Origin of the sequence: Streptomyces sp. NPDC047043 (genome assembly GCF_040644055.1) — a bacterium.
Lineage (GTDB): Bacteria > Actinomycetota > Actinomycetes > Streptomycetales > Streptomycetaceae > Streptomyces.
In genome coordinates this window covers 88,528-110,712 of record NZ_JBEYVO010000032.1, presented here as the reverse complement: position 1 = coordinate 110,712, position 22,185 = coordinate 88,528, and the positions used below count along the sequence as shown (strand labels likewise).

At 69.2% G+C, this 22,185-nt stretch carries 21 protein-coding genes; 13 read left to right on the top strand and 8 right to left on the bottom strand.

Annotated features, from left to right (window positions below; translation table 11 throughout):
* The first annotated feature begins 2 nt into the window (after window positions 1-2).
* The 6 genes from ABZ880_RS40700 (at window position 3) to ABZ880_RS40675 (ending at window position 7,394) form a co-directional block, all read left to right on the top strand.
* Complete coding sequence (locus ABZ880_RS40700; protein WP_361274211.1) at window positions 3-1,754, top strand: ABC transporter substrate-binding protein; 1,752 nt, start codon at window positions 3-5, stop codon at window positions 1,752-1,754.
* A gap of 89 nt (window positions 1,755-1,843) precedes the next feature.
* A complete protein-coding gene (locus ABZ880_RS40695) occupies window positions 1,844-2,854 on the top strand; it encodes an ABC transporter permease (protein ID WP_361274208.1) in 1,011 nt (336 codons plus the stop codon).
* Complete coding sequence (locus ABZ880_RS40690) at window positions 2,851-3,933, top strand: ABC transporter ATP-binding protein (protein ID WP_361274205.1); 1,083 nt, start codon at window positions 2,851-2,853, stop codon at window positions 3,931-3,933. The genes ABZ880_RS40695 and ABZ880_RS40690 overlap by 4 nt, the downstream gene beginning before the upstream one ends.
* Window positions 3,934-3,947: 14 nt before the next feature.
* Window positions 3,948-5,201, top strand: a complete 1,254-nt coding sequence (locus tag ABZ880_RS40685; protein ID WP_361274202.1) for a dipeptide ABC transporter ATP-binding protein — start codon at window positions 3,948-3,950, stop codon at window positions 5,199-5,201.
* 97 nt (window positions 5,202-5,298) lie between these two features.
* Window positions 5,299-6,690: a M1 family metallopeptidase gene (locus tag ABZ880_RS40680; RefSeq protein WP_361274199.1), complete on the top strand. Its 1,392-nt coding sequence runs from the start codon at window positions 5,299-5,301 to the stop codon at window positions 6,688-6,690.
* 47 nt (window positions 6,691-6,737) lie between these two features.
* The gene (locus ABZ880_RS40675; protein ID WP_361274197.1) at window positions 6,738-7,394 is read left to right on the top strand and encodes a trimeric intracellular cation channel family protein; all 657 of its coding nucleotides are present in this window, start codon (window positions 6,738-6,740) and stop codon (window positions 7,392-7,394) included.
* On the opposite strand, the gene ABZ880_RS40670 is transcribed toward ABZ880_RS40675, so the two are convergent.
* Complete coding sequence (locus ABZ880_RS40670; RefSeq protein ID WP_361274194.1) at window positions 7,303-8,529, bottom strand: alpha/beta hydrolase-fold protein; 1,227 nt, start codon at window positions 8,527-8,529, stop codon at window positions 7,303-7,305. The genes ABZ880_RS40675 and ABZ880_RS40670 overlap by 92 nt on opposite strands.
* Before the next feature lie 176 nt (window positions 8,530-8,705).
* Between ABZ880_RS40670 and ABZ880_RS40665 the strand changes: the two genes are divergently transcribed.
* Window positions 8,706-9,569 (top strand): thioesterase family protein, encoded by an 864-nt coding sequence (locus ABZ880_RS40665; protein WP_361274191.1) that lies wholly within the window; start codon window positions 8,706-8,708, stop codon window positions 9,567-9,569.
* On the opposite strand, the gene ABZ880_RS40660 is transcribed toward ABZ880_RS40665, so the two are convergent.
* Window positions 9,556-10,143 (bottom strand): TIGR03086 family metal-binding protein, encoded by a 588-nt coding sequence (locus ABZ880_RS40660; RefSeq protein WP_361274189.1) that lies wholly within the window; start codon window positions 10,141-10,143, stop codon window positions 9,556-9,558. The genes ABZ880_RS40665 and ABZ880_RS40660 overlap by 14 nt on opposite strands.
* 120 nt (window positions 10,144-10,263) lie before the next feature.
* Between ABZ880_RS40660 and ABZ880_RS40655 the strand changes: the two genes are divergently transcribed.
* Complete coding sequence (locus ABZ880_RS40655) at window positions 10,264-11,241, top strand: YafY family protein (protein WP_361274187.1); 978 nt, start codon at window positions 10,264-10,266, stop codon at window positions 11,239-11,241.
* Between the two features lie 141 nt (window positions 11,242-11,382).
* On the top strand, window positions 11,383-11,787 hold the full coding sequence (locus ABZ880_RS40650; RefSeq protein ID WP_361274184.1) for a hypothetical protein: 405 nt from the start codon (window positions 11,383-11,385) through the stop codon (window positions 11,785-11,787).
* Window positions 11,788-11,865: 78 nt separating this feature from the next.
* On the opposite strand, the gene ABZ880_RS40645 is transcribed toward ABZ880_RS40650, so the two are convergent.
* Complete coding sequence (locus ABZ880_RS40645; RefSeq protein ID WP_361274181.1) at window positions 11,866-12,495, bottom strand: TetR family transcriptional regulator; 630 nt, start codon at window positions 12,493-12,495, stop codon at window positions 11,866-11,868.
* A gap of 144 nt (window positions 12,496-12,639) precedes the next feature.
* On the opposite strand from ABZ880_RS40645, the gene ABZ880_RS40640 reads away from it, so the two are divergent.
* The 3 genes from ABZ880_RS40640 to ABZ880_RS40630 all read left to right on the top strand — a co-directional run bounded on the left by ABZ880_RS40640 (window position 12,640) and on the right by ABZ880_RS40630 (window position 14,433).
* Entirely contained in the window at window positions 12,640-12,807 is a 168-nt protein-coding gene (locus ABZ880_RS40640; RefSeq protein WP_361274179.1) for a hypothetical protein, read from the top strand.
* Window positions 12,808-12,843: 36 nt separating this feature from the next.
* Window positions 12,844-13,122: a DUF4190 domain-containing protein gene (locus ABZ880_RS40635; protein ID WP_361274176.1), complete on the top strand. Its 279-nt coding sequence runs from the start codon at window positions 12,844-12,846 to the stop codon at window positions 13,120-13,122.
* A 147-nt stretch (window positions 13,123-13,269) separates the two neighbouring features.
* Window positions 13,270-14,433, top strand: a complete 1,164-nt coding sequence (locus ABZ880_RS40630) for a cysteine desulfurase family protein (RefSeq protein WP_361274174.1) — start codon at window positions 13,270-13,272, stop codon at window positions 14,431-14,433.
* Window positions 14,434-14,440: 7 nt separating this feature from the next.
* Here ABZ880_RS40630 and ABZ880_RS40625 read toward each other — a convergent pair whose 3' ends face one another.
* Both ABZ880_RS40625 and ABZ880_RS40620 read right to left on the bottom strand, forming a co-directional pair.
* Window positions 14,441-16,009, bottom strand: a complete 1,569-nt coding sequence (locus tag ABZ880_RS40625; RefSeq protein ID WP_361274171.1) for a multicopper oxidase domain-containing protein — start codon at window positions 16,007-16,009, stop codon at window positions 14,441-14,443.
* A gap of 196 nt (window positions 16,010-16,205) precedes the next feature.
* Complete coding sequence (locus ABZ880_RS40620; RefSeq protein ID WP_361274168.1) at window positions 16,206-16,883, bottom strand: N-acetylmuramoyl-L-alanine amidase; 678 nt, start codon at window positions 16,881-16,883, stop codon at window positions 16,206-16,208.
* 60 nt (window positions 16,884-16,943) lie between these two features.
* Between ABZ880_RS40620 and mnmA the strand changes: the two genes are divergently transcribed.
* A complete protein-coding gene (mnmA, locus tag ABZ880_RS40615; protein WP_361274165.1) occupies window positions 16,944-18,080 on the top strand; it encodes a tRNA 2-thiouridine(34) synthase MnmA in 1,137 nt (378 codons plus the stop codon).
* Window positions 18,081-18,083: 3 nt separating this feature from the next.
* On the opposite strand, the gene ABZ880_RS40610 is transcribed toward mnmA, so the two are convergent.
* Genes ABZ880_RS40610 through ABZ880_RS40600 form a run of 3 tightly spaced genes read right to left on the bottom strand, consistent with a single transcriptional unit; the run spans window position 18,084 to window position 22,176 of the window.
* On the bottom strand, window positions 18,084-19,724 hold the full coding sequence (locus ABZ880_RS40610; protein ID WP_361274162.1) for a glycosyltransferase family 39 protein: 1,641 nt from the start codon (window positions 19,722-19,724) through the stop codon (window positions 18,084-18,086).
* Between the two features lie 11 nt (window positions 19,725-19,735).
* Window positions 19,736-20,728, bottom strand: a complete 993-nt coding sequence (locus tag ABZ880_RS40605; protein ID WP_361274160.1) for a glycosyl hydrolase — start codon at window positions 20,726-20,728, stop codon at window positions 19,736-19,738.
* The gene (locus ABZ880_RS40600; protein WP_361274332.1) at window positions 20,725-22,176 is read right to left on the bottom strand and encodes a glycosyltransferase family 2 protein; all 1,452 of its coding nucleotides are present in this window, start codon (window positions 22,174-22,176) and stop codon (window positions 20,725-20,727) included. Before ABZ880_RS40600 ends, ABZ880_RS40605 begins: the two co-directional genes overlap by 4 nt.
* Window positions 22,177-22,185 lie beyond the last annotated feature (9 nt).

Below are 22,185 nucleotides of genomic sequence, written 5' to 3'. Positions count from 1 at the left end.
ACGTGAAGACGAGAAGGGTTACCGCCGCCGTCGCGACGGTACTGGCGCTCTCGCTCGGCGCCGCAGCCTGTGGCGGCGGTGGCGGCAAGGACGACAACAGCGGCGGCGCCGGCAAGAAGGACGCGGCGCTCGACGCCATCGTCAACGTGTCGAACAAGAAGGGGGGTTCGGTCACACTGGAGGACTCCGACGTGCCTGACTCCCTGGACCCGGGCAACACGTACTACGGGTTCGTGCAGAACTTCTCGCGCCTCTACGCGCGTACGCTCGTCACGTTCAAGCCGGCCGCGGGCAAGGCGGGTCTCGAGGTCGTCCCGGACCTCGCGGAGTCGCTGGGCAAGGCCAGCTCCGACGCCAAGACGTGGACGTACAAGTTGCGTTCGGGCCTGAAGTTCGACGACGGTACGCCGATCACGTCCAAGGACGTGAAGTACGCGATCGAGCGTTCCAACTTCGCGCCCGAGGCACTCTCCAACGGCCCCACGTACTTCAAGGCCTACCTGGTCGGTGGCGACAAGTACAAGGGTCCCTACAAGGACAAGTCGGCCGAGGGCCTGAAGTCGATCGAGACTCCGGACGACCGGACGATCGTCTTCAAGCTGAACCAGCCGTTCGCCGACTTCGACTACCTGGCGACCTTCTCCCAGACGTCCCCCGTGCCGCAGGCCAAGGACGACGGCGCGAAGTACGTCCAGCACATCGTGTCCTCCGGCCCCTACAAGTTCCAGTCGTACGAGGAGGGCCGCAGCGCCACCCTCGTCCGCAACACGAACTGGGACCAGAAGACCGACACGGTCCGCAAGGCGCTGCCGGACAAGATCACGGTCAAGTTCAAGGTCAACCCGGTCACCATCGACAACGACCTGCTGGCCGACAAGATCACCGCTGACATCGCCGGCACCGGCGTCCAGCCGCAGACCCAGCCGAAGGTGCTGAGCGGCAAGTACGCCAAGCAGACGGACAACTCCTACGCGGGTGCGACCTCGTACATCGCGCTGAACGTCCACGTGGCTCCGTTCGACAACGTCCACTGCCGCAAGGCCGTGAACTGGGCGGTCGACAAGCAGTCGGTCCTCGACGCCATCGGCGGTACGCCGAAGGGCGACGTGGCCACCACGCTGCTGCCGCCGTCGGTCAACGGCTACACCAAGTTCGACACCTACCCGTCCGCCGGACACAAGGGTGACGTGGCGAAGGCCAAGGCGGAGCTCAAGCAGTGCGGCAAGCCGAACGGCTTCTCCACCACGCTGACGGCCCGTTCGGACCGTCCCGCCGAGATCGCCCAGGCCACGGCCATCCAGAACTCGCTGAAGGCCGTCGGCATCAAGGTCGAGATCAAGCAGTTCCCCTCCGGCAAGTACTTCTCCAACTTCGCCGGTGTCCCGAGCTACGTCCACGAGCACAAGCTGGGCATGCTCTCCATGGCGTGGGGTGCCGACTGGCCGACCGGCTACGGCTTCCTGGACCAGATCATCAACGGTGCGGCCATCAAGCCGTCGGGTGGCAACAACCTGATGGAGCTGGACGACCCGAAGATCAACAACGCCCTGAAGAGCGCGATCGCCAACACCGACTCCGCGGCCCGCACCAAGGCGTGGGGCGACATCGACAAGATGGTCATGGACAACGGCTCGGTGGTCCCGCTCGTCTACCGCAAGAACCTGTTGCTCCGGCCGACGTCCGCGACGAACGTGACGGTCACGCAGGCGTACCTCGGTATGTACGACTACGTGCTGCTGAGCTCGTCGAAGTAAGCACAGGCCGGATTCCCCTGAAAGGCAGGTGAAGGCACCGGGCGGCCGGGACGGACAACCCCGTCCCGGCCGCTCGGAGCCGCACAGCTGTGGCTGCGTACATCATCCGACGCGTCTTGGGCGCATTTGTGCTGCTGCTGGTGGTCAGCGCAGTCACGTTCGGCATCTTCTTCCTGGTCCCCCGCCTCGGCGGCCAGACGGCCACCCAGCTGGCCACCCAGTACGTCGGCAAGGACGCCAACCCCGAGTCCATCGCCGCGATCAAGAAGAACCTGGGTTTCGACCAGCCCATCTACATCCAGTACTGGGACTACATCAAGGGCCTGTTCGTGGGTGCCGACTACAAGTTCGGCCCCGACGCCACGCACTGTGAAGCCCCGTGCTTCGGGTACTCCTTCAAGAGCCACGTCGAGGTGTGGCCGCAGCTCACGCAGCGCATCCCGGTCTCGTTCTCGCTGGCCGTCGGTGCCGCGGTGATCTGGGTGATCTTCGGTGTCACCACCGGTGTCATCTCCGCGCTGCGCAAGGGCAAGCCGATCGACCGCATCGCGATGTTCATCGCGCTCGCCGGCGTCTCCCTGCCGATCTTCTTCACCGGTCAGGTCATCAACGCGCTCTTCGTCTACCAGTGGCCCATCTGGGACAGCACGGACTACGTGCCGTTCACCCAGAACCCGGCCGACTGGGCCTGGCATCTGATGCTGCCCTGGATCAGCCTCGCATTCCTCTTCTCCGCCCTCTACGCCCGGCTCACCCGGGCGGGCATGCTGGAGACCATGGGCGAGGACTACATCCGGACCGCACGGGCCAAGGGCCTCAAGGAGTCCACGGTCGTCACGAAGCACGGCCTCAGGGCCGCGCTGACTCCCATCGTCACCATCTTCGGCATGGACTTCGGCACCCTGATCGGTACCGCGGTGCTGACCGAGACGGTGTTCTCCCTGCAGGGCATCGGTGCGTACTCGATCCAGGCCATCAAGGACAACGACCTGCCGATCGTCATGGGCGTGACGCTGGTCGCCGCGTTCTTCATCGTCTTCTGCAATCTCATCGTCGACTTGGTGTACGCAGCCATCGACCCCCGCGTGAGGTACTCGTGAGCAAGCTCGAAAAGGCGGCGCTGGGCGAACCGGCCACCGTCGCCCCCACCGACGCCGACGACGCGTTCCTCTCCGTACGCGATCTGCGCATCCACTTCGACACCGACGACGGTCTCGTCAAGTCGGTGGACGGCGTCAGCTTCAGCGTGCGCCGCGGTCAGACGCTGGGCATCGTCGGCGAGTCCGGCTCCGGAAAGTCCGTCACCTCGCTCGGCGTGATGGGCCTGCACCGCTCGGCCAACGCCAAGGTCTCCGGCGAGGTCTGGCTGGACGGGCAGGAGCTGATCACCGCCGACGCCGACGACGTGCGGCAGCTGCGCGGCCGGAAGATGGCCATGATCTTCCAGGACCCGCTGTCGGCGATGCACCCGTTCTACAGCGTCGGCCAGCAGATCATCGAGGCCTACCGGGTCCACCACAAGGTGAACAAGAAGGTGGCCCGGCAGCGGGCCATCGAGATGCTGGACCGCGTGGGCATCCCGGAGCCGGCCAAGCGAGTCGACGGCTACCCGCACGAGTTCTCCGGCGGTATGCGCCAGCGCGCGATGATCGCCATGGCGCTGGTGAACAACCCCGAACTGCTCATCGCCGACGAGCCGACCACCGCCCTGGACGTCACCGTCCAGGCGCAGATCCTCGACCTGATCCGGGATCTGCAGAAGGAGTTCGGCTCCGCGGTCATCATGATCACGCACGACCTCGGCGTCGTCGCCGAGATGGCCGACGACCTGCTGGTCATGTACGGCGGCCGGTGCGTGGAGCGTGGCCCGGCCGACTCCGTGTTCTCCGAGCCCCGCCACCCCTACACCTGGGGTCTGCTCGGGTCGATGCCGCGGCTCGACCGGGAGGAGACGGACCGCCTCATCCCGATCCAGGGCTCCCCGCCCTCCCTCATCAATGTCCCGTCCGGTTGCCCGTTCAACCCGCGCTGCCCGTACGCGGACATCCCGAAGGACAACGTCACCCGCACGGTCCGGCCCGAGCTCAGCGAGGTCGGTACCCGGCACTGGGCCGCCTGCCACATGAGCCAGGAGCAGCGGGAGCGTATCTGGACCGAAGAGATTGCGCCGAAGCTGTGAGCGAGGACAAAGCAGTGACCATCCCTGCGCAGAGCGACGGTGCCGCCCTCACCAAGGGCGCCGCCGACGGCGAGACCCTGCTGAAGGTGACCGGGCTCCAGAAGCACTTCCCGATCCGCAAGGGCCTGCTCCAGCGGCAGACCGGTGCGGTGCGCGCCGTCGACGGCATCGACTTCGAGGTCCGCAAGGGCGAGACCCTCGGCGTCGTGGGCGAGTCGGGCTGCGGCAAGTCGACCATGGGCCGGCTGATCACCCGGCTGCTCGAACCGACCGCCGGCAAGGTCGAGTTCGACGGCAAGGACATCACGCACCTCGGTGTGGGCGACATGCGCCCGATGCGCCGTGACGTGCAGATGATCTTCCAGGACCCGTACTCCTCGCTGAACCCGCGGCACACGATCGGCACGATCGTCAGCGCCCCGTTCCGGCTGCAGGGCGTCCAGCCCGAGGGCGGTGTGAAGAAGGAGGTCCAGCGGCTGCTGTCGGTCGTCGGCCTCAACCCCGAGCACTACAACCGCTATCCGCACGAGTTCTCCGGCGGTCAGCGCCAGCGCATCGGCATCGCCCGCGCGCTCGCCCTGAACCCGAAGCTGGTCGTGGCGGACGAGCCGGTCTCCGCGCTGGACGTGTCCATCCAGGCCCAGGTCGTCAACCTGCTCGACGACCTCCAGCAGGAGCTGGGCCTGACGTACGTGATCATCGCGCACGACCTGTCGGTCGTCCGGCACGTCTCGGACCGGATCGCGGTGATGTACCTCGGCAAGATCGTCGAGCTGGCCGACCGCGAGTCGCTGTACAAGGCGCCGATGCACCCGTACACCAAGGCGCTCATGTCGGCGGTGCCGATCCCGGACCCGAAGCGCAAGAGCGCCAAGAGCGAGCGCATCCTGCTCCGCGGCGACGTGCCCTCGCCGATCTCCCCGCCGAGCGGCTGCCGCTTCCACACCCGGTGCTGGAAGGCCACGGAGATCTGCAAGACGACCGAGCCCAAGCTCGTCGAGCTGAAGCCCGGTCAGCAGGTCGCCTGCCACCACCCGGAGAACTTCGAGGACCAGGCCCCGCAGGACACGGTGCTGCTGACCGTGGCCAAGGAGGCGGCAGAGCTGGTCTCGGACGAGGTGCTGGCGGAGTCGGCGGAGACGTCGGCCGCGGTGGCGGCGGTTGCCGCCCAGGAGGAGACCTCTTCCGAGGAGACCCCGGCCGACGAGGCCGTCACCGACGAGGCTCCGGAAGCGGAATCGGACCGTCAGGAGTCAACCGACAAGTAAGGCATGACGAGTTGGCAAAGTCATGCACATGACCGAACGGGAGAGTGAAGAGTCGTCCGTGTCCGACTTATCGGCACACGCTCGAAAGGGACGACTCATGAAACTCTCCCGTTCGACACGCTTAGGAGCCGTCGCCACCGCGGCGGCTTCTTTCTTCGCCATCGCCGCCTCCTCCGCACCATCCCCCGGAGGGCCCGGCATCGGCGACACCTACTTCCCGAACCTCGGCAACGGCGGCTTCGACGCCCGCCACTACGCCCTCGACGTGGCGTACAACCCCGACACCGACCGCCTCGACGGCCGTACGACACTCACGGCCCGCGCCACCCAGAACCTCTCCTCCTTCGACCTCGACCTGCAGAAACTGGAGGTCACCAGGGTCGAAGTGAACGGCAGACGCGCCGAGTTCACGCGTGACGGCGACGAACTGCGCATCACCCCGCACGACTTCCTGCGCAAGGGCCACGACTTCCAGGTCACCGTCACCTACGGCGGCGTCCCCGAACCCCTCGGCGGCCCCATCGTGTTCGGCTCCAGCTACGGCTGGATGAAGACCGCCGACGGCGTCTTCGTCGCCTGCGAGCCCAACGCCGCCTCCACCTGGTTCCCGTCCAGCGACCACCCGGACGACAAGGCCACGTACGACATCCGCATCAAGGCCCCCAAGGGCCTGACCGGCGTCTCCAACGGCCGGCTCGTCTCGACGTACGACAAGGGCGAGTCGACGTACACCCACTGGCGCGAGAACAAGCCCATGGCGACCTATCTCGCGACCGCGACGATCGGGAAGTTCGACGTGCGGACCGGCCGGACCCCGTCCGGGATCCCGATCTACGTCGCCGTCGATCCGGTGCTCGCGAACAGCAACAACGTCGACGTGTACTCCGTCACCGCCGCCGCCACCGACTACTGGTCGCAGGTCTTCGGGCCGTACCCCTTCGAGGAGACCGGCGCGATCGTCGACGACATGCCGGAGGCCGGCTTCTCGCTGGAGGTGCAGTCGAAGCCGATCTACTCGGCGGTGCGCAGCGAGACGACGATCGTGCACGAGCTGGCCCACCAGTGGTTCGGCGACTCGGTGTCCGTCGAGCGCTGGAAGGACATCTGGCTCAACGAGGGCTTCGCCACCTACGCCCAGTGGCTGTGGGCCGAGCACCAGGGCACCCGCAGCGCCCACGACTCGTTCCTGGCCGCGTACAACGCCCGCCCCGCCGACAGCGCCTTCTGGCAGATCACCGTCGGCGACCCGCAGCGCGACACCATGTTCGCCTCCGCGGTCTACCAGCGCGGCGCGATGACCCTCCAGATGCTCCGCGAACGCATCGGCGACGAGGCCTTCTTCAAGCTGCTGCCGACCTGGACGAAGATCCACCGGTACGGCAACGCGAACACCGCCGACTTCATCAGGCTGGCGGAGAAGGTCAGTGGGCAGCAGCTGGACGACCTGTTCCAGACCTGGCTGTTCACAACAGGGAAACCGACCCTCTGACCCTTGCATTGCAAGGGGAGCACCCTCTCATAGGTAAGAATGTATGGGTGCTTCAGCAACTGTTCAGCCCCTCCGTCCAGCACACGCTCGACCTCGTAGGCATCTTCGTGTTCGCCATCTCCGGCGCGCTGCTGGCCGTCCGCAAGAACTTCGACATCTTCGGCATGGCCGTACTCGCCGAGGTCACCGCGCTGGGCGGAGGGCTGTTCCGGGACCTGATCATCGGTGCGGTGCCGCCCGCCGCCTTCACGGACCTCGGCTACTTCATCACCCCGCTCCTCGCCGCCCTCCTGGTCTTCTTCCTGCACCCGCAGGTGGAGCGCATCCAGGTCGGCGTGAACGTCTTCGACGCGGCCGGCCTCGGCCTGTTCTGCGTCGCCGGGACGACGAAGGCGTACGAGTACGGTCTCGGCCTCACCCAGTCCGCGACCCTCGGCCTCGCCACCGCCGTCGGCGGCGGTGTCCTCAGGGACGTGCTCGCCAACGAGGTGCCGTCGCTGCTGCGCTGGGACCGCGACCTGTACGCGGTCCCGGCGATCGTCGGCGCCACCATGGTCGTCCTGTGCATCCACTACGACGCCCTGACCCCGTTCACCAGCGGGCTCGCGGCCGTCACCGCCTTCGTCCTGCGCCTGCTCGCGATGAGGTTCCACTGGCGAGCGCCGCGTGCGTGGAACCGGCGGTCGACGGTGCGAGAGGAGTAGAGCCGGACCTGATTTTCGGACGGTTCTTGCCCATCTCCAGCGTCAGCCAGCGGAACACCGTCGGCACCTGCGGCCGCCACAGCGCCATCGTGTGACCGCCCGCGCTGCGCGGCAGGAACACCACGTGCACGGTCGTCGGGGCCTTGGCGATGGACTCCAGGGCCACGCCGGCCTGGTAGCCGTCACCGGACTCGCCGGAGATGTACAGCGCGATCGGCGGCGCGGTCCGCTTGTTCCTCAGCAGCAGATAGGGATTGTTCTCGGCGCGCAGGGTCGGGTTCTGCGCGGCGAGCGAATTGCGTTCGCCGATCGGGTCGTTGTAGCCGGACATGCCGACCGCCGCGCGGTAGCGGTCGGGGTGGGCGACGGCCAGCTTGACCGCGCAGTGCGCCCCGGCCGAGTACCCGGCGACCGCCCAGCCCTTGGGGGCGGGCTCGGCGCGGAAGTTGTCCATGACCATCTTCGGTACGTCGATGCTGAGCCAGCTGTCGGCGTTGACCGTGCCCGGGATGTTGGCGCAGCCCGTGTCCACCCCGGCCAGCAGGTTGGTGCGCGGGGCGACCAGGATGAACGGGGCGACCTGGCCGTCGCGCATCAGCGGCTCCAGCTGCCTGGTCCCCTTCATCGACCCGAACCACGCCTTCGCCGAGCCGGGATAGCCGGGCAGCAGCTCCACCACCGGGAACTTGTGGTGGCGGTAGCGGGGCTCGTTGTACTGCGGCGGCAGCCAGACGTAGACCTCGGCGTTCACGCCGGAGACGCGGCCCTTGAGCTGTGTCTCGCGCACGCCGTGCATGCCGGGTCCACTGGCCCAGGTGAAGTTCTGCCTGACCTTGGGCAACCGTTTCAGCGCTATTCCGCCGGTGCCGTCGGCGCCGAGGTCGGCGGCCTGCTGCACATGGTTGCCCGTGCCGAGCAGGTCGGCCCAGTTGTCGTAGAGGCCGTTGGCGTTGTTGACCATGACGAAGACCAGCGCGACCGCGGTTCCCTGGGCGAACAGCAGCATCAGCATCCGGGCCACGGCACGCAGGGCCTTCGGCCCGCGGACCCTTGACCACAGGATGAGCGGCACTGCCAGGGCGACCGCGAACAGCACGATCAGCGTGTAGAGGAACGGAGTCCCGGTGAGGCTCATGTCCCCATAGAGGGGGAGAGGGCTTTCCGGGTTGGGGGCGAGTCCGGACACTTACCAAGAAATTGCCGGAACCTCACCCAGGAGGACGGGTGGGGCCGGCGCGGGAACGTGCAGGTGTCACGCAGCCGTAATGGTAAAAGCTACCGCTTAGTAATTTCTCGTTGTACGGTTCAGGCATGCCAGAAGCAGCTTCCGCGCCGGCCGTCACACGGGCCGGGATCGGCGACAGCGAGTTCGACCGCGACACCGCGCTCACCCTGCGCGCCCCCGGCGTCTACGACATCGACCTCTCCGCCGGCTGGACCATCATCAACGCCGTCAACGGCGGCTATCTGCTGGCCGTCCTGGGCCGAGCGCTCGCGGACACCCTGCCGCACGCGGACCCGTTCACGATCTCGGCGCACTACCTGACGGCGTCCCAGCCGGGCCCGGCGGTCGTCCGCACCGAGGTCGTGCGCACCGGTCGCACCCTCTCCACCGGCCAGGCCTCGCTCTTCCAGTACGACGAGCGGGGCCGCGAGGTGGAACGCATCCGCGTCCTCGCCTCGTACGGCGACCTGGACGCGCTGCCGGACGACGTCCGTACGACGGCGAAGCCGCCGGCGTTCCCACCCATGGACCAGTGCTTCGGCCCCCAGGACGGACCGGCGCCGGTGTCCGGCAGTTCGGCGATCGCCGACCGCCTGATGATCAAGATCGATCCCTCGACCCTGGGCTGGGCGCTGGGCGCCCCCTCGGGCAAGGGTGAGATGCGCGCCTGGTTCGGCCTCGCGGACGGCCGGGACGCCGACCCCCTCTCCCTCCTCCTGGCGGTGGACGCCCTCCCGCCCACCGCCTTCGAAATCGGCCTGAAGGGCTGGGTCCCCACGGTCGAACTCACGGTCCACGTCCGCACCCGCCCGGCCCCGGGCCCCCTGCGCGTCTCGATCACCACCCGCAACCTCGCGGGCGGCTTCCTGGAGGAGGACGCCGAGGTCTGGGACGGCGAAGACCGACTGGTCGCCCAGTCCCGCCAGTTGGCGCGGGTCAGGCTCGGCTGACCGGGCCCCGGCCCAGCCAGGCCGCCAACTGCCCATAGCTGTCGGATCCTTCGGGAGCCGTCCGGGCGGTGGCGAAGGGGGTGTCCGCGTCCCGCTGCGGGTCGGGCAGGACGCGGCGGGCGGTGGTGAGGGCGAAGTCGGCCAGTTCCGGGTCGAGTTCGAGGGGGTGGCCGAGGGACTCGGAGAGGTCCCAGGTGTGGGTGACCAGTTCCATGACGTAGCCCGAGAGGGCCGCGCGGCCGGGGACCTCGCCCCACGGCACGCGGACCGGTGCCTCCATGCGGGTGTCGTTCTCCCAGGCCTTGAGGACCCGGGTCCTGACTTCGTCGTACGCCGTCGTCCAGCCGTCGTCCGGCACACCGTCGGCGAAGGGGCGCACGGCCATGCCGTCACCGCCCTCGCCGACCACCGCGATGCGCCGGGTGCCGCCGACCATGTGGCTGAGCAGGGTGCGTACGTCGAACTCGGTACAGGGGGTCGGGCCGGTCAACTGCTCGGGCCGTACGGTCTTGATGAGCGCGGCCGCCTGCTCGGTGGCGCGGGTGTAGACGGGGCGGGGGTCCACGGCGTTCATGGTGACGGGCTCCTCGGTGAGTTCGTGCGTTCGTGAGTCGGTAGGCCGAGAGTCCCTGGATAACCTGACAGTTTCCGTCAGCATTTGCGCACGGCCTGCGCGCGGCGCGATTCTGGGGGCGTGAAGTCCGACCGCCTGCTCTCGATCCTGCTGCTCCTGCAGACCCGCGGCCGTGTCCCCGCGCACGAACTCGCCCAGCGGCTCGAGGTGTCGGTGCGGACCATCTACCGGGACGTCGAGGCGCTTTCGGCCTCCGGAGTGCCCGTCTACGCCGAGCGCGGACGGCACGGCGGCATCGAGCTGCTCGCGGGATTCCGTACGGATGTGACCGGCCTGACCGCCGACGAGTCCCGTGCCCTGTTCATCCTGGCCGCCCAGGGCGCGCACGCCGCGCTCGGCCTGGACGCGGCACTCGGCTCGGCGCTGCGCAAGGTGATGGCCGCGCTGCCGGCGCCGCACCGCCCGGCCGCCGAGGTGACCAGCCGCCGCATCCTCGTCGACGCCACGCGCTGGAAGGGCGGACCGCAGAAGGCGGTGGACCTGGACGTGCTGCAGGACGCCGTCTTCGCCGACCGGCGCCTCAGGCTGCGGTACCGGCACAGCGGCGAGCGGGAGGCGCGGACGTACACCGTCGACCCGTACGGACTCGTGTCGAAGGCCGGCGTCTGGTACCTGGTCGCCGACCGCCGTGCGAAACCGCAGCTCTTCCGCGCCGACCGGGTGCAGTCCGCCACCGCCCTCGCGGACCCGGTGAAACGGCGGCCGGGCGTCGAACTCGCCGACGCCTGGGAGGTGTTGCGCCGCCAGGTCGAGGAGCGGCCCGGCGGCCTCGATGTCACCGTCCGCGTCCGCCGCGACCGCCTCGACATGTTCCTGCGCCTGAACGCCGCGCAGCTCGCCGGGCTCCCCGAGGACGACGGTGTCAGCGAGTGGGTGACCGCACGGCTGTCGTACCGCTTCGTCCGCGAGGCCCGCCAACTGCTCGCGTTCACCGACCGGGTGGAGGTCCTCTCGCCGCCCGAGGTGCGCGAGGAACTCGCCGCCGCGGCCGCTTCTGTCACGGACTTGTACCAGCGAGTAGGCGAGGGAGGTCTGTGAATTCGCAGGTCAGAGCGGTTTCTTGAGGTGCGCTTTACCTGAATCACAGGCCGGGGACAGTGGGGGCTCAAGGAACCCCCAAGCGCCGTTGATTGAGTTCCCGCACTCAAGACTCCCTCATCTTCCTTGGAGTTGTTTCTCATGAAGCGTGTGCGTCTCGTCCCCGCAGTGGCCCTGCTGGCGCTCTCGCCTCTGGTCCTGGCGGCCTGCGGCTCGAGCGACTCCTCGTCGTCCTCGAACAGCGGCAACTCCGGGCAGCAGCAGGCCTGTTCGGCCCCGTCCGGCGCGGCGAGCGGCGCCCCGTCCGGCATGCCGAGCGGCGCACCGTCGGGCGCTCCGACCGGCAACGCGACCGCCAAGCCCACCGGTACACCGTCGGGTATGCCGAGCGGTGCGCCCAGCGGCGGCCCCGGTGGCGGCGGCCAGGGCGGCGGTCCCGGCGGTGGCGGCCAGGGCGGCGGCTGTGGCGGCGGTGGCGGCCAGGGCGGTCCCGGCGGTGCCGCCCCCAGTGGCGCCCCGAGCGGGCAGGCGACGACGAAGAACTGACCTCGCGGCCCGTACGACAGGGGCGGCACTCCCGGTGAACGGGGGTGCCGCCCCTGCGTGTTGCTCGGGATCGTGGTCTCAGCCCGTCGGCCAGTGATGCCGGCCGATGCTGATCAGCCGCATCTGACGGGTGGCGACCTGTGCGACCTGCGCCCGGTCCTCCGCGGTGCCCTCCAGCGCCTCCAGGAACAGCGAGGCGGTGATCAGCATCTGGTCCACGTACAGATGGGCCAGCATGAGCAGGTCGTCCTCGCTCCAGCCCGCCGACTCGGGGTCCTTGGCGAGTTCCGTGCTCACTTCCTCGGCGAACCGGACGAGTTGGTCCCGGATCGCCTCCCGCACCGGCTGAACCCCGCCATGTCGCTCACGGGCGATAAAACGCACATGAGCGGGGTACGCGTCCACATGACCGGCGATCAACTCAATGGCGCGCGCTATGCGTTCCTCGCTGCTGTCCGCCGTGGTCACCGTCGTGCGGATCATCGGGTGCAGGCTGCCCAGCGCCTCCTCGACCAGGGCCACACCGAGGTCCGCGGTGGAGCGGAAGTGGCGGTAGAAGGCGGTCGGGGCGACGCCGACGGCGCGGGTGACCTCGCGCAGGCCCAGACTGCTCAGGCTCTGCTCCTCCAGCAGACCGAGCGCCGCGTCGAGCAGCGCCTGCCGGGTCTTCTGCTTCTGGGCCTGCCGGATGCCGAGGGTGTGACTCATGTCATCCAGTTAACAACTGTTCTCTGGATTTGGAAAGCCGTAAGGCGCGCTAGACTCTGGAGTCAGTGAACAACTGTAACCACAACTGTTCACCGAACCGTAACGAGAGGCGCCCCCGAGGCGTCTCGGAGGGGGATTCATCCCATGCTGTTCCTCGTCGCCGCACTTCTGCTCTTCGGGGCCGTGCTGGGCACCGTGGCCCACGCGCCGTTCACCTTCACCCTCGTCGCCGCCGCCGTCATCGGCGCCTGGCTCGGCATCTTCGCGCTCCGCGAGCGCCACGGCCGCAGGCAGAACACGACCGCCAACTGACCCTCCGCACAACCGACTTCCTGGAGCTGATCCGTCATGCAACTCACCGCACCGGCCAACGGCCGCACCGCCCCCGCCCCCACCCGCCGTGACGCCGACGGCATGGCCGTGGCGTCCTTCATCCTCGGCCTCGTCGGCCTCCTCGTCCTGAACGTCTTCCTCGGCCCGATCGCCATCGTCCTGGCCGCCGCGGCCCTGTGGCGGGGCACCAAGCGCCGTGGCCGTGCCTTCCTGGGGCTGGGCCTCGGTGTCGCCGACCTGCTGGTCCTGGTGGCGTTCATGCAGGTGGACAGCACGATTTCGTGGAGCTTCTAGGAGCGACCTCCCGTGTGGTGACAGGCGGCTTGGGACGAGCCGCACCACCGCGGGGCCCCCTGGCCGCGCCCCCCGGCACCGCCCGGCTGCACGCCGCGGACCTTGACGTGAGGGCCCTGAGTCCGGCCCCGTAGAATCGTGCCCACCATGGCTTACCTCGACCACGCCGCGACGACCCCGATGCTCCCCGAGGCAGTCGAGGCGATGACCGCCCAGCTGAGCGTCACCGGCAACGCCTCCGCCCTGCACGCGTCCGGCCGCCGCGCGAGGCGCACCGTCGAGGAGGCCCGCGAAACGCTCGCGGAAGCGCTCGGCGCCCGCCCCAGCGAGGTCGTTCTCACCTCCGGCGGCACCGAGGCCGACAATCTCGCCGTCAAGGGCCTGTACTGGGCCCGCCGTGACGCCGACCCGAACCGCACCCGTGTCCTCGCCAGCCCCGTCGAGCACCACGCCGTCCTCGACGCCGTGCACTGGCTCGGCGAACACGAGGGCGCGAACGTCGAGTACCTCCCGGTCGACTCCTACGGCCGCGTGCACCCCGAGGCGCTGCGCGAGGCGATCGCCCGCAACCCCGACGACGTGGCCCTGGCGACCGTGATGTGGGCGAACAACGAGATCGGCACGGTCATGCCGGTCCGTGAACTGGCGGACGTGACAAAGGAGTTCGACGTCCCCCTGCACGCCGACGCCGTCCAGGCCTTCGGCCAGGTCCCCGTCGACTTCGCCGCCTCCGGCCTCGCCGCGATGACGGTGTCCGGCCACAAGATCGGCGGTCCGTACGGCATCGGGGCCCTGCTCCTCGGCCGTGAGTACACCCCCGTGCCCGTACTGCACGGCGGCGGCCAGGAGCGCCATGTCCGCTCCGGCACCCTCGACGTCCCCGCGGTCGCCTCCTTCGCGGTCGCGGGCCGGCTGGCCGCCGAGCAGCGCGAGTGGTTCGCCCGGGAGATCGGCGCCCTGCGCGACAGCCTGATCGAGGCGGTCCGCAAGGCGGTCCCCGACGCGATCCTCGGCGGCGATCCGGTCGACCGCCTCCCGGCCAACGCCCACTTCACCTTCCCGGGTTGCGAGGGCGACTCCCTGCTCCTGCTCCTCGACGCGCAGGGCATCGAGTGCTCCACCGGCTCCGCCTGCACCGCGGGCGTCGCCCAGCCCAGCCACGTCCTCCTCGCCACCGGCACCGCCCCGGACCTGGCCCGCGGCACCCTCCGCTTCTCCCTCGGCCACACCTCCACGGAGGCGGACGTGGAGGCCCTGGAGAAGGCGATCGGCCCCGCGGTCGAGCGTGCGCGCGCCGCGGGGCTGACCTGATACTGCGCTAACTCTCCGTCACCATGAGGGACGCCATCATCCCTTCGTCCTCGTGCTGCAGGAGATGGCAGTGGAGCATGTACATGTAGGTGTCGTCCGAGAAGTCCGTGAACTCCATGGCGATCTCGATGGAGCCGCCGCCGACCACCTCGTACGTGTCGTACCAGCCGAGTTCGACGCCGGTCGGATCCTCGCCGTTGACCGAGATCAGCTGGAACGGCACGTCGTGCAGATGGAACGAGTGCTCCAGCTGCGTGTTGTTCTTGACCGTCCAGATCTCCTTCGAGCCCAGCGTGGTGCTGATCATCGCCATGGAGGACATGCTCGTCCCCGCCGAACCGTTGATCAGCATCGTCGTGCCGCTCTGGCCGAGCGTGATCGTCCGCGCGGTGAAGTCGCTGGTGTCGTACCGGTCGATCGTGTTGAGCGTGCTCGGCAGGTCGTCCGGGGTGTCGGTGCCGCTCGCGGTGACGGTCAGGAAGTCGTACGTGCCGCTGCCGCCCCGCACCCAGCCGGTCGTGATGACCGCCTGCAGCGTGACGTCGTCCGAGAGGTCCATGACCATCTCCGCGCGGGCACCGGCCACCAGGCGGATGCTCGTCACGTCGGCGGCCTCGGTGAGATAGCCCTGGTCGGTGGCGATCTGCGTCATCGTGCCGCCGTCGCTGCGCTGGACGGTGATGATGTCGGACGGCGAGGCGTTGAGGATCCGGAAGCGGGTACGGGTCTTGGTCGCCTCGAAGGTGAGCGTCGTGTCGTCGACGTTGGTGCCGTTGCAGAGGACGGGGTAGACCAGGCCGCTGCTCAGGTAGCCGGTGAGGTCGTACTTGATGTCACCCGACGTGTCCGACGCCAGACACTGCAGGATGATCGGGATGTCGTCCACGCCGTAGTCGCTGGGCAGCGCAGAGGACGTGTCGGAGGCGTCCTCGACGATGATCATGCCGGCCAGACCGTGCACCGCCTGCTTGGCCGTGGTGCCCAGGGCGTGCGGGTGGTACCAGAGCGTCTTGGCCTCGTCCTTCACCTCGAACGTCGGTGACCAGGTCTCGCCGTCGGAGAAGGCGACCTGGGGACCGCCGTCCATCTTGGCCGGGACATGTGCGCCGTGGAAATGGACGGTGGTGTCCTCGTCGATGCTGTTGGTGATGTTGAGCAGGACCGTGTTGCCGTTGGTCCACTTCATGGTGGGGCCGAGGAATGCCTGGTTGTAGCCCATGGTGGAGCTGGTGACACCGCTGACCACCTCGCTGAAGCCGGTCTGCGCCTCCAGCGTGAAGGTGGTCGTGCTGTCGGAGGTGGTGCCCTCCAGGAGGTCCGGGATGGTCAGGGTGGCGGTGTTGGTCGCCGCGCCGGCCTTGTTCTTTCCCGCCTCGGTCAGCAGCGAGAAGGTCGCCCCGGCCGCCGCGACCGCCCCGAGGCCTGCCCCGGCCATCCCGCCGAGGAAGGTGCGCCGGTGCAGGCCCTTGCCCTTGCGGGCGTTCTTGCGGTGCTCGCTCTTGGTGGTGCTTTCCTTGGAGTGGTCCTGTTTGGCGTCTCTGCCCGTGCCGGAGCCGGGCTCAGTGATGTGAGTCATGGCTCGGGATGGTTGGCCTAAGGGCTGTGTAAAGGCTGGGGCGAAGTTAGGAGCGAGCCGCGCAGGCTGTGAACGTGCCTTGAGCGCAGGTCGCCGCCAACTCCCTTGAAGAAAAGCCAAGTTGACGAAGCCCTGATCGCGCGAGGGATAGGGGACGCATCGGACACCCCGGCCCGGGGAGAGGCCGGGAAATGTTTTACAACTTCGTTGACGAAGCTGCCGGGGCCGAAGCCGCCTGCCGTACGAGCTTCATGTACCGGTTCCAGTCCCAGTAGGGCCCCGGATCGGTGTGGTCCGTCCCCGGCACCTCCACATGCCCGATGATGTGCTCCCGGTCGACGGGTATGCCGTACCGCCCGCAGATCCCGGCGGTCAGCCGCGCCGAGGAGGCGTACATCGCGTCCGTGAACGAGGATCTGCGCTCCACGAAGCCCTCGTGCTCGATGCCGACACTGCGTTCGTTGTACTCCCGGTTGCCCGCGTGGAACGCCACGTCCAGCTCGCGGATCATCTGGGTGATCCGCCCGTCCTTGCGGACGATGTAGTGGGCCGCGGCCCGGTGGTCCGGGTCCTGGAAGGCCTTGACCGCGCTCGAGAAGCCGCCCTGGGTGACATGGATGACCACCCGGTCTATCGAGTAGTCGTCCGGCCGGTCGGCCCGCCGGTAGTTCGCCGGCGAGGCCGCCACCCAGCGGGCACCCCGGAAGTCGACCGCGCCCGCCACCCGCGGCTTCTCCACGCCGGGCAGCCGCCACCACAGATGCGCCAGCTCGTCGCGCGCCAACACCGCCGTGCCGACGGCGGCCGCGGCCCCGCCCACCAGCAGCGCACGGCGGCCCAGCCGCTTGTCGGTGTCCTTCTTGCTCGCCCCCATGTGATCACCAACGGATACTCGTGGGCTCCGGTTCCCGCATCCCCGTACTCTTGAAGGGCTATGACTGACACCTCGCAGCGCCCCCGCCCCCTTCGCGTACTCGCCGCCATGTCCGGCGGTGTGGACTCCGCCGTCGCCGCCGCCCGCGCCGCGGAGGCCGGCCACGACGTGACCGGCGTCCACCTCGCGCTCTCCGCGAACCCGCAATCCTTCCGCACGGGCGCGCGTGGCTGTTGCACCATCGAGGACTCGCGCGACGCCCGCCGCGCCGCGGACGTCATCGGCATCCCGTTCTACGTCTGGGACCTCGCCGACCGCTTCCGCGAGGACGTGGTCGAGGACTTCGTCGCCGAGTACGAGGCGGGCCGCACCCCGAACCCGTGCCTGCGCTGCAACGAGAAGATCAAGTTCGCCGCCCTGCTCGACAAGGCCCTCGCCCTCGGCTTCGACGCGGTCTGCACCGGCCACTACGCCAAGGTGATCGTGGGCGAGGACGGCACGCGTGAGCTGCACCGCGCCTCCGACATGGCCAAGGACCAGTCGTACGTCCTCGGCGTCCTCGACGAGAAGCAGCTCGCGCACGCGCTCTTCCCGCTGGGCGACACGGTGACGACCAAGAACGAGATCCGTGCCGAGGCCGAGCACCGCGGCCTGGCGGTCGCCAAGAAGCCCGACTCGCACGACATCTGCTTCATCGCCGACGGCGACACCCAGGGGTTCCTGGCGAACAGGCTGGGCAAGGCCGAGGGCGACATCGTCGACGAGTCCGGCAACAGGCTGGGCACGCACGAGGGCGCGTACGGCTTCACCATCGGCCAGCGCAAGGGCCTGCGCATCGGTACCCCGGCGCCCGACGGCAAGCCGCGCTACGTCCTCGACATCTCGCCGGTGAACAACACGGTGACGGTCGGCCCGGCCGACGCCCTGGACGTCACCGCCCTGACCGCGATCAAGCCCCGCTGGTGCGGCACGGCGCCCTCCGGTCCCGGCACCTACACCGCGCAGCTCCGCGCGCACGGCGGCGAGACCGAGGTCACTGCCGAACTGGTCGACGGCCACCTGGAGGTCTCCTTCACGGAGCCGGTCCGCGGCGTCGCCCCCGGCCAGGCGATCGTCCTCTACGACGGCACGCGCGTGGTGGGCTCGGCGACGATCGCGACGACCACGCGCGCGAAGACGACGACTTCGGTCGCGTAAGCCCTAGGAAGGCGCCCACAGCTCGAACCGGCTGCTGCCCCAGGCCGTCGCGTAGGGCACCGTGCCGATCAGGCGGTAGCCGGTCGAGTGCACGAGCGCGTCGCGGACGGTCGTGCTCTCGCCCGTCGGGTTGCCCCGGTCGAGCACGATCAGCGTGAAGTGCCGGTCGGTCACGGCGGCCTTGAAGCCGGCCGCGCCTGTCAGGTGGCGGCCGGTGCGGGTCGTGTAGTCGATCGTGTAGGTCGAGTTCCACTGGCGGTACGAGGTGTCCCGTCCCAGCGCGTACACCGGCACCTCGTAGGTGTCGGCGAGATAGGTGCCGTGCGCGTTCATGTAGGGCCGCAGCGTGGCCACCAGGCTCCTGGAGTCAGGCCACACGTGGAAGTTGTCGTACGCCTGCGACATGCCGCTGGACAGCATCACCACGCCCAGGAAGATCGCCCACTGCGGGTACTTGAAGTGCGCGCCCATCAGCCGTGTGACGCCGACTCCGGCGAGCGGTGCCGCGAAGAACAGGCCGTAGCCGATGTGCTTGTGCAGCGAGACCTCGGTGTGCAGGTGCAGCTGGTAGGCGGGCGCGAGCAGGGCCGTGCCGACCAGGAGCAGTCCGAGCGAGGCCCGCCAACGGGCTCCCGGCAGCGCCCCGCGCCAGCCCGGCATCTCGCTCATCCGGCCGCTGCGGACGTACGAGAACGCCCCCAGGAGCGCCACGGCGACCGCCAGGCCGCCCCAGCGGGCCGAGTCCCGCAGGATCGTCCAGGAGGGCGTCGTACCGGCCGCACGGGCCGTGGTGGTGGACTGGATCGCCGCCAGGTATCCGGAGGTGTACAGCCCGGCGCCCAGGAGCGCTGCGGTGGCCACGGCGAGCAGTACGCCGCGCCCCGACGCCCGCGGCAGACCGCGCCGTTGGTAGGCGGTCAGCACGCCGAGCAGCACCACGGTGGGCAGGTAGAGCGCGGAGGCGTACTTCACGGCCACCGCGAGCGCGGCCACCGGGGCGGCGAGCAGGATGAGCAAGGGATGCGAGTCCGCGGTGCGGACGACGATCCACGCGGCCAGCGCCAGCAGGAACAGGGCGAGGGCGTCGTAGGTCGCGAAGTTGCCCATGAACGCCGTGGATTGGGCCACGGCGAAGACACCGGCCGCGCACAGTCCGGCCCGTTCGTTGAACAGCCTGCGGGTCATCGCGTACAGCAGGGCGGTGCAGCCCAGCATGCAGGCCAGGCTCAGCGCGCGGGCCCCGGCCAGCCCGAACACGGAGTCGACGGCGGCCGCCAGCACGGGGTAGAGGACGGGCGCGCCCGAGAAGTAGCTCTCGAAGCCGCCGTAGAGCTTTGTGCCGTGGAGCAGATGGCCGAGTTCGGCGTGGCCGGCGAAGAGGTAGAGGGCCTCGTCCTCGAAGGCGGTGTTCTGCAGGCGCAGCGACAGCGCGGCCTGCATCACCAGCAGGGCGAGCAGCACGAGCCGGCTGACCCGGGCGCGGCGGGAGCTCGGGGCGGCGGACCAGCCGGAGTCGGGGGCGGGCGGGAGGGTGTAGCCGGACCTGCGGGGCCCGAGCACCCGCAGCTGCATGGTCTCGGCCACTCTCGACCGGGCCTTCGGCCGGGCCACGGGCAGTTGCATGGTGGAGTCGTTGCGCTCCATTGACGGGCCCCCTACGGTTTGCGGACGTCGAAGCCGAAGGAGTCGTCCGCCGCCGCCTTCTTGAACGCGGCGAGCGACAACGGGCCGCTGTCGATGCGCCAGTCGGCCTCCTTCTTGAGGTTGAACCAGACCAGGCCCAGGACGTCGTCACGCGCGCGTAGGCCCGCGAACAGGTCGGCGATCTCGGTGGGCTTGCTCTCCCCGGCCTGCACACCGGTCTCCGCGATGATGAACGGCTTGCGGCTGAAGCGGCGGATCTCGGTCATGGTCGGCCCGAAGAGCGTGCGGAAGGTGGTCGGGCCGCTCAGCGCGTAATAGCCGACGACACCGATCCAGTCGACGTAGGCGTCCCCCGGGTAGTACGGCTTCAGCCGGACGTCCGGCACCGGGTTGATGACGTTCGGGCTCCACACCCAGATGACATTGCCCGCGCCCTCGTCCGTGAACAGGTCGTGGATGTGCCGCCACGCGCGCGCGAAGTCGGCCGCCCCGGTCTTCTTGCTGCCCCAGGGGTACCAGCCGCCGTTCATCTCGTGCCCGAAGCTCAGCGCGAGCGGCCGGTTGTAGTCGCGCACGGTGTCGGCGAACTCCCGGATGTACGCGTCGTCCTGGCCCGCGGCGATCTGCGCGGCCGTACGGGAGAAGGGCTCCCAGACCAGGAAGGGCAGCTGACCGCCGTCCCAGACGGCCCGGTTGACGTCCGGCTGGAACGGATCGCCCCACTTCGCGTAGTACTCACGGAGGTTGGGCCGCTTCCCCGCCTTGTCGGCGAAGGCCGTCACCGGCGCGGTGGCGCGGGGCGAGCCGTTGAAGGCGACGCCGAGGTACTTGTGACCGGGTTCGATCAACGGACGTATGTCGTACGGCGGTTCGGCGCTCTGCGTCGGCACCTTGGCGGTGGCGGCGGCCGAGGAGACCTGCGGCGCGGGCGGCGCACAGGCACCGACGGCGGCGGCCAGCAGACAGCCGACGAGGGCGAGCAGCAGACGGCGCGGGGCGGTCACGCGACGGCCCCCTCGGTGAGCGGCTCCACGGCGACGGCTTCCTCGGCGTGCGGCTGGATGAGGGCGCGGGCGACCGCGACGCCGTAGAAGAGGCCCGAGGCGAGCATCAGGGCGTAGTCGGAGGGGCTGAGCGAGGTGCTCATCCGCCACACCGCGACGGCGATCCAGGCCACGGCCGTGGTCCCGCTCCAGGCCCACATGCCGATCCACAGGCGGCGCGTCTTGCTGCCCTTGGCGCCGCCCGCCCCGGTCGGCGTCCAGCCCATCGGACGGCGGCGCACGGTGTCCCAGATGGCGAAGGCGTGCGCCCAGCCGTACAGGATGCGGGTGGCCCAGGCCTCCAGGCGGTACGGATTGCGGTGCCAGATCGGGTAGATCACGGTCAGGTAGATCACGCTGGGCAGCACCAGGCCGATGTTCGCCAGCTTCAGCTGCTCGGGGGCCGCCAGCATGATCGTGAGCGCGATGAGCGGGCCGCTGAAGGTCAGCAGTCCGGTCTCGATGTAGTAGACGAAACCGGACAAGTAGCACAGTCGGCTTGCGAAGCGCATCTTCGTGCGCCAGAAGTCCCTGCTGCCCAGCATGGCGAGCGAGGCCATGCACCAGCGGTACTGCTGGCTGTAGAAGGCGCCGACCGTGTCCGGGCACACGCCGGTGGAGAGCGCCAGCGGGACGTAGGTCAAATCCCATCCACGCGCGCGTAGTTCGAAGCCGGTGTACATGTCCTCGGAGTGCTCGACCAGGCTGGTGCCGCCGATCTCCGCGAGCGCGCTGCGCCGGTAGACCGCGCAGGAGCCGACGCAGATCGAGCCGTCGCTCTTCTGCCGGGAGACCTGGACGCTGCGGTAGAAGAGCTCCTGCACGGCCGCGGCTCCGCGCTCGATCCAGTTCTGCTGGTCCAGGACCCGGAAGAACTGCGGCGACTGGACGATGCCGGTGCGCGGTTCGCGGTCCATGTACGGCAGGAGTTCGTGCAGCAGGTCCGCGCGCGGGGCGAAGTCGGCGTCCAGGATGAGGATGAACTCGCCCGACGAGCGCTCGAACCCGTGCCGCAGATTGCCGGCCTTCTTCATCCATCCCCGGTTGGGCCGCACCAGGTACCGGAAGCCGAGGTCGGCCGCCATCGCGCCGATCTCCGAGTCGTCGGAGTCGTCCAGCACGATCGGAGTGACCCTGCCCGGGTAGTGCTCGGCCAGGGTGCGCACGTGCAGCCAGGTGTTGTGCAGCACCTCCATGGGCTCGCCGCACACCGGCAGGAAGACGTCCACGTCCGGATACCGCTCGGGCCGCCAGGCCTTGACCAGCCGGCGGTGCCCGCGCAGGTCGAAGCTCGGTGTGAAGGCGTCCAGCCGGAAGGAGATCAGATAGCTCACGACGGACAGCAGCAGAAGCGGGACGTACGCCCAGATCCACACGCTGGTCGCCGCCGCCCGCACCTGACTGATCACCAGGCAGAC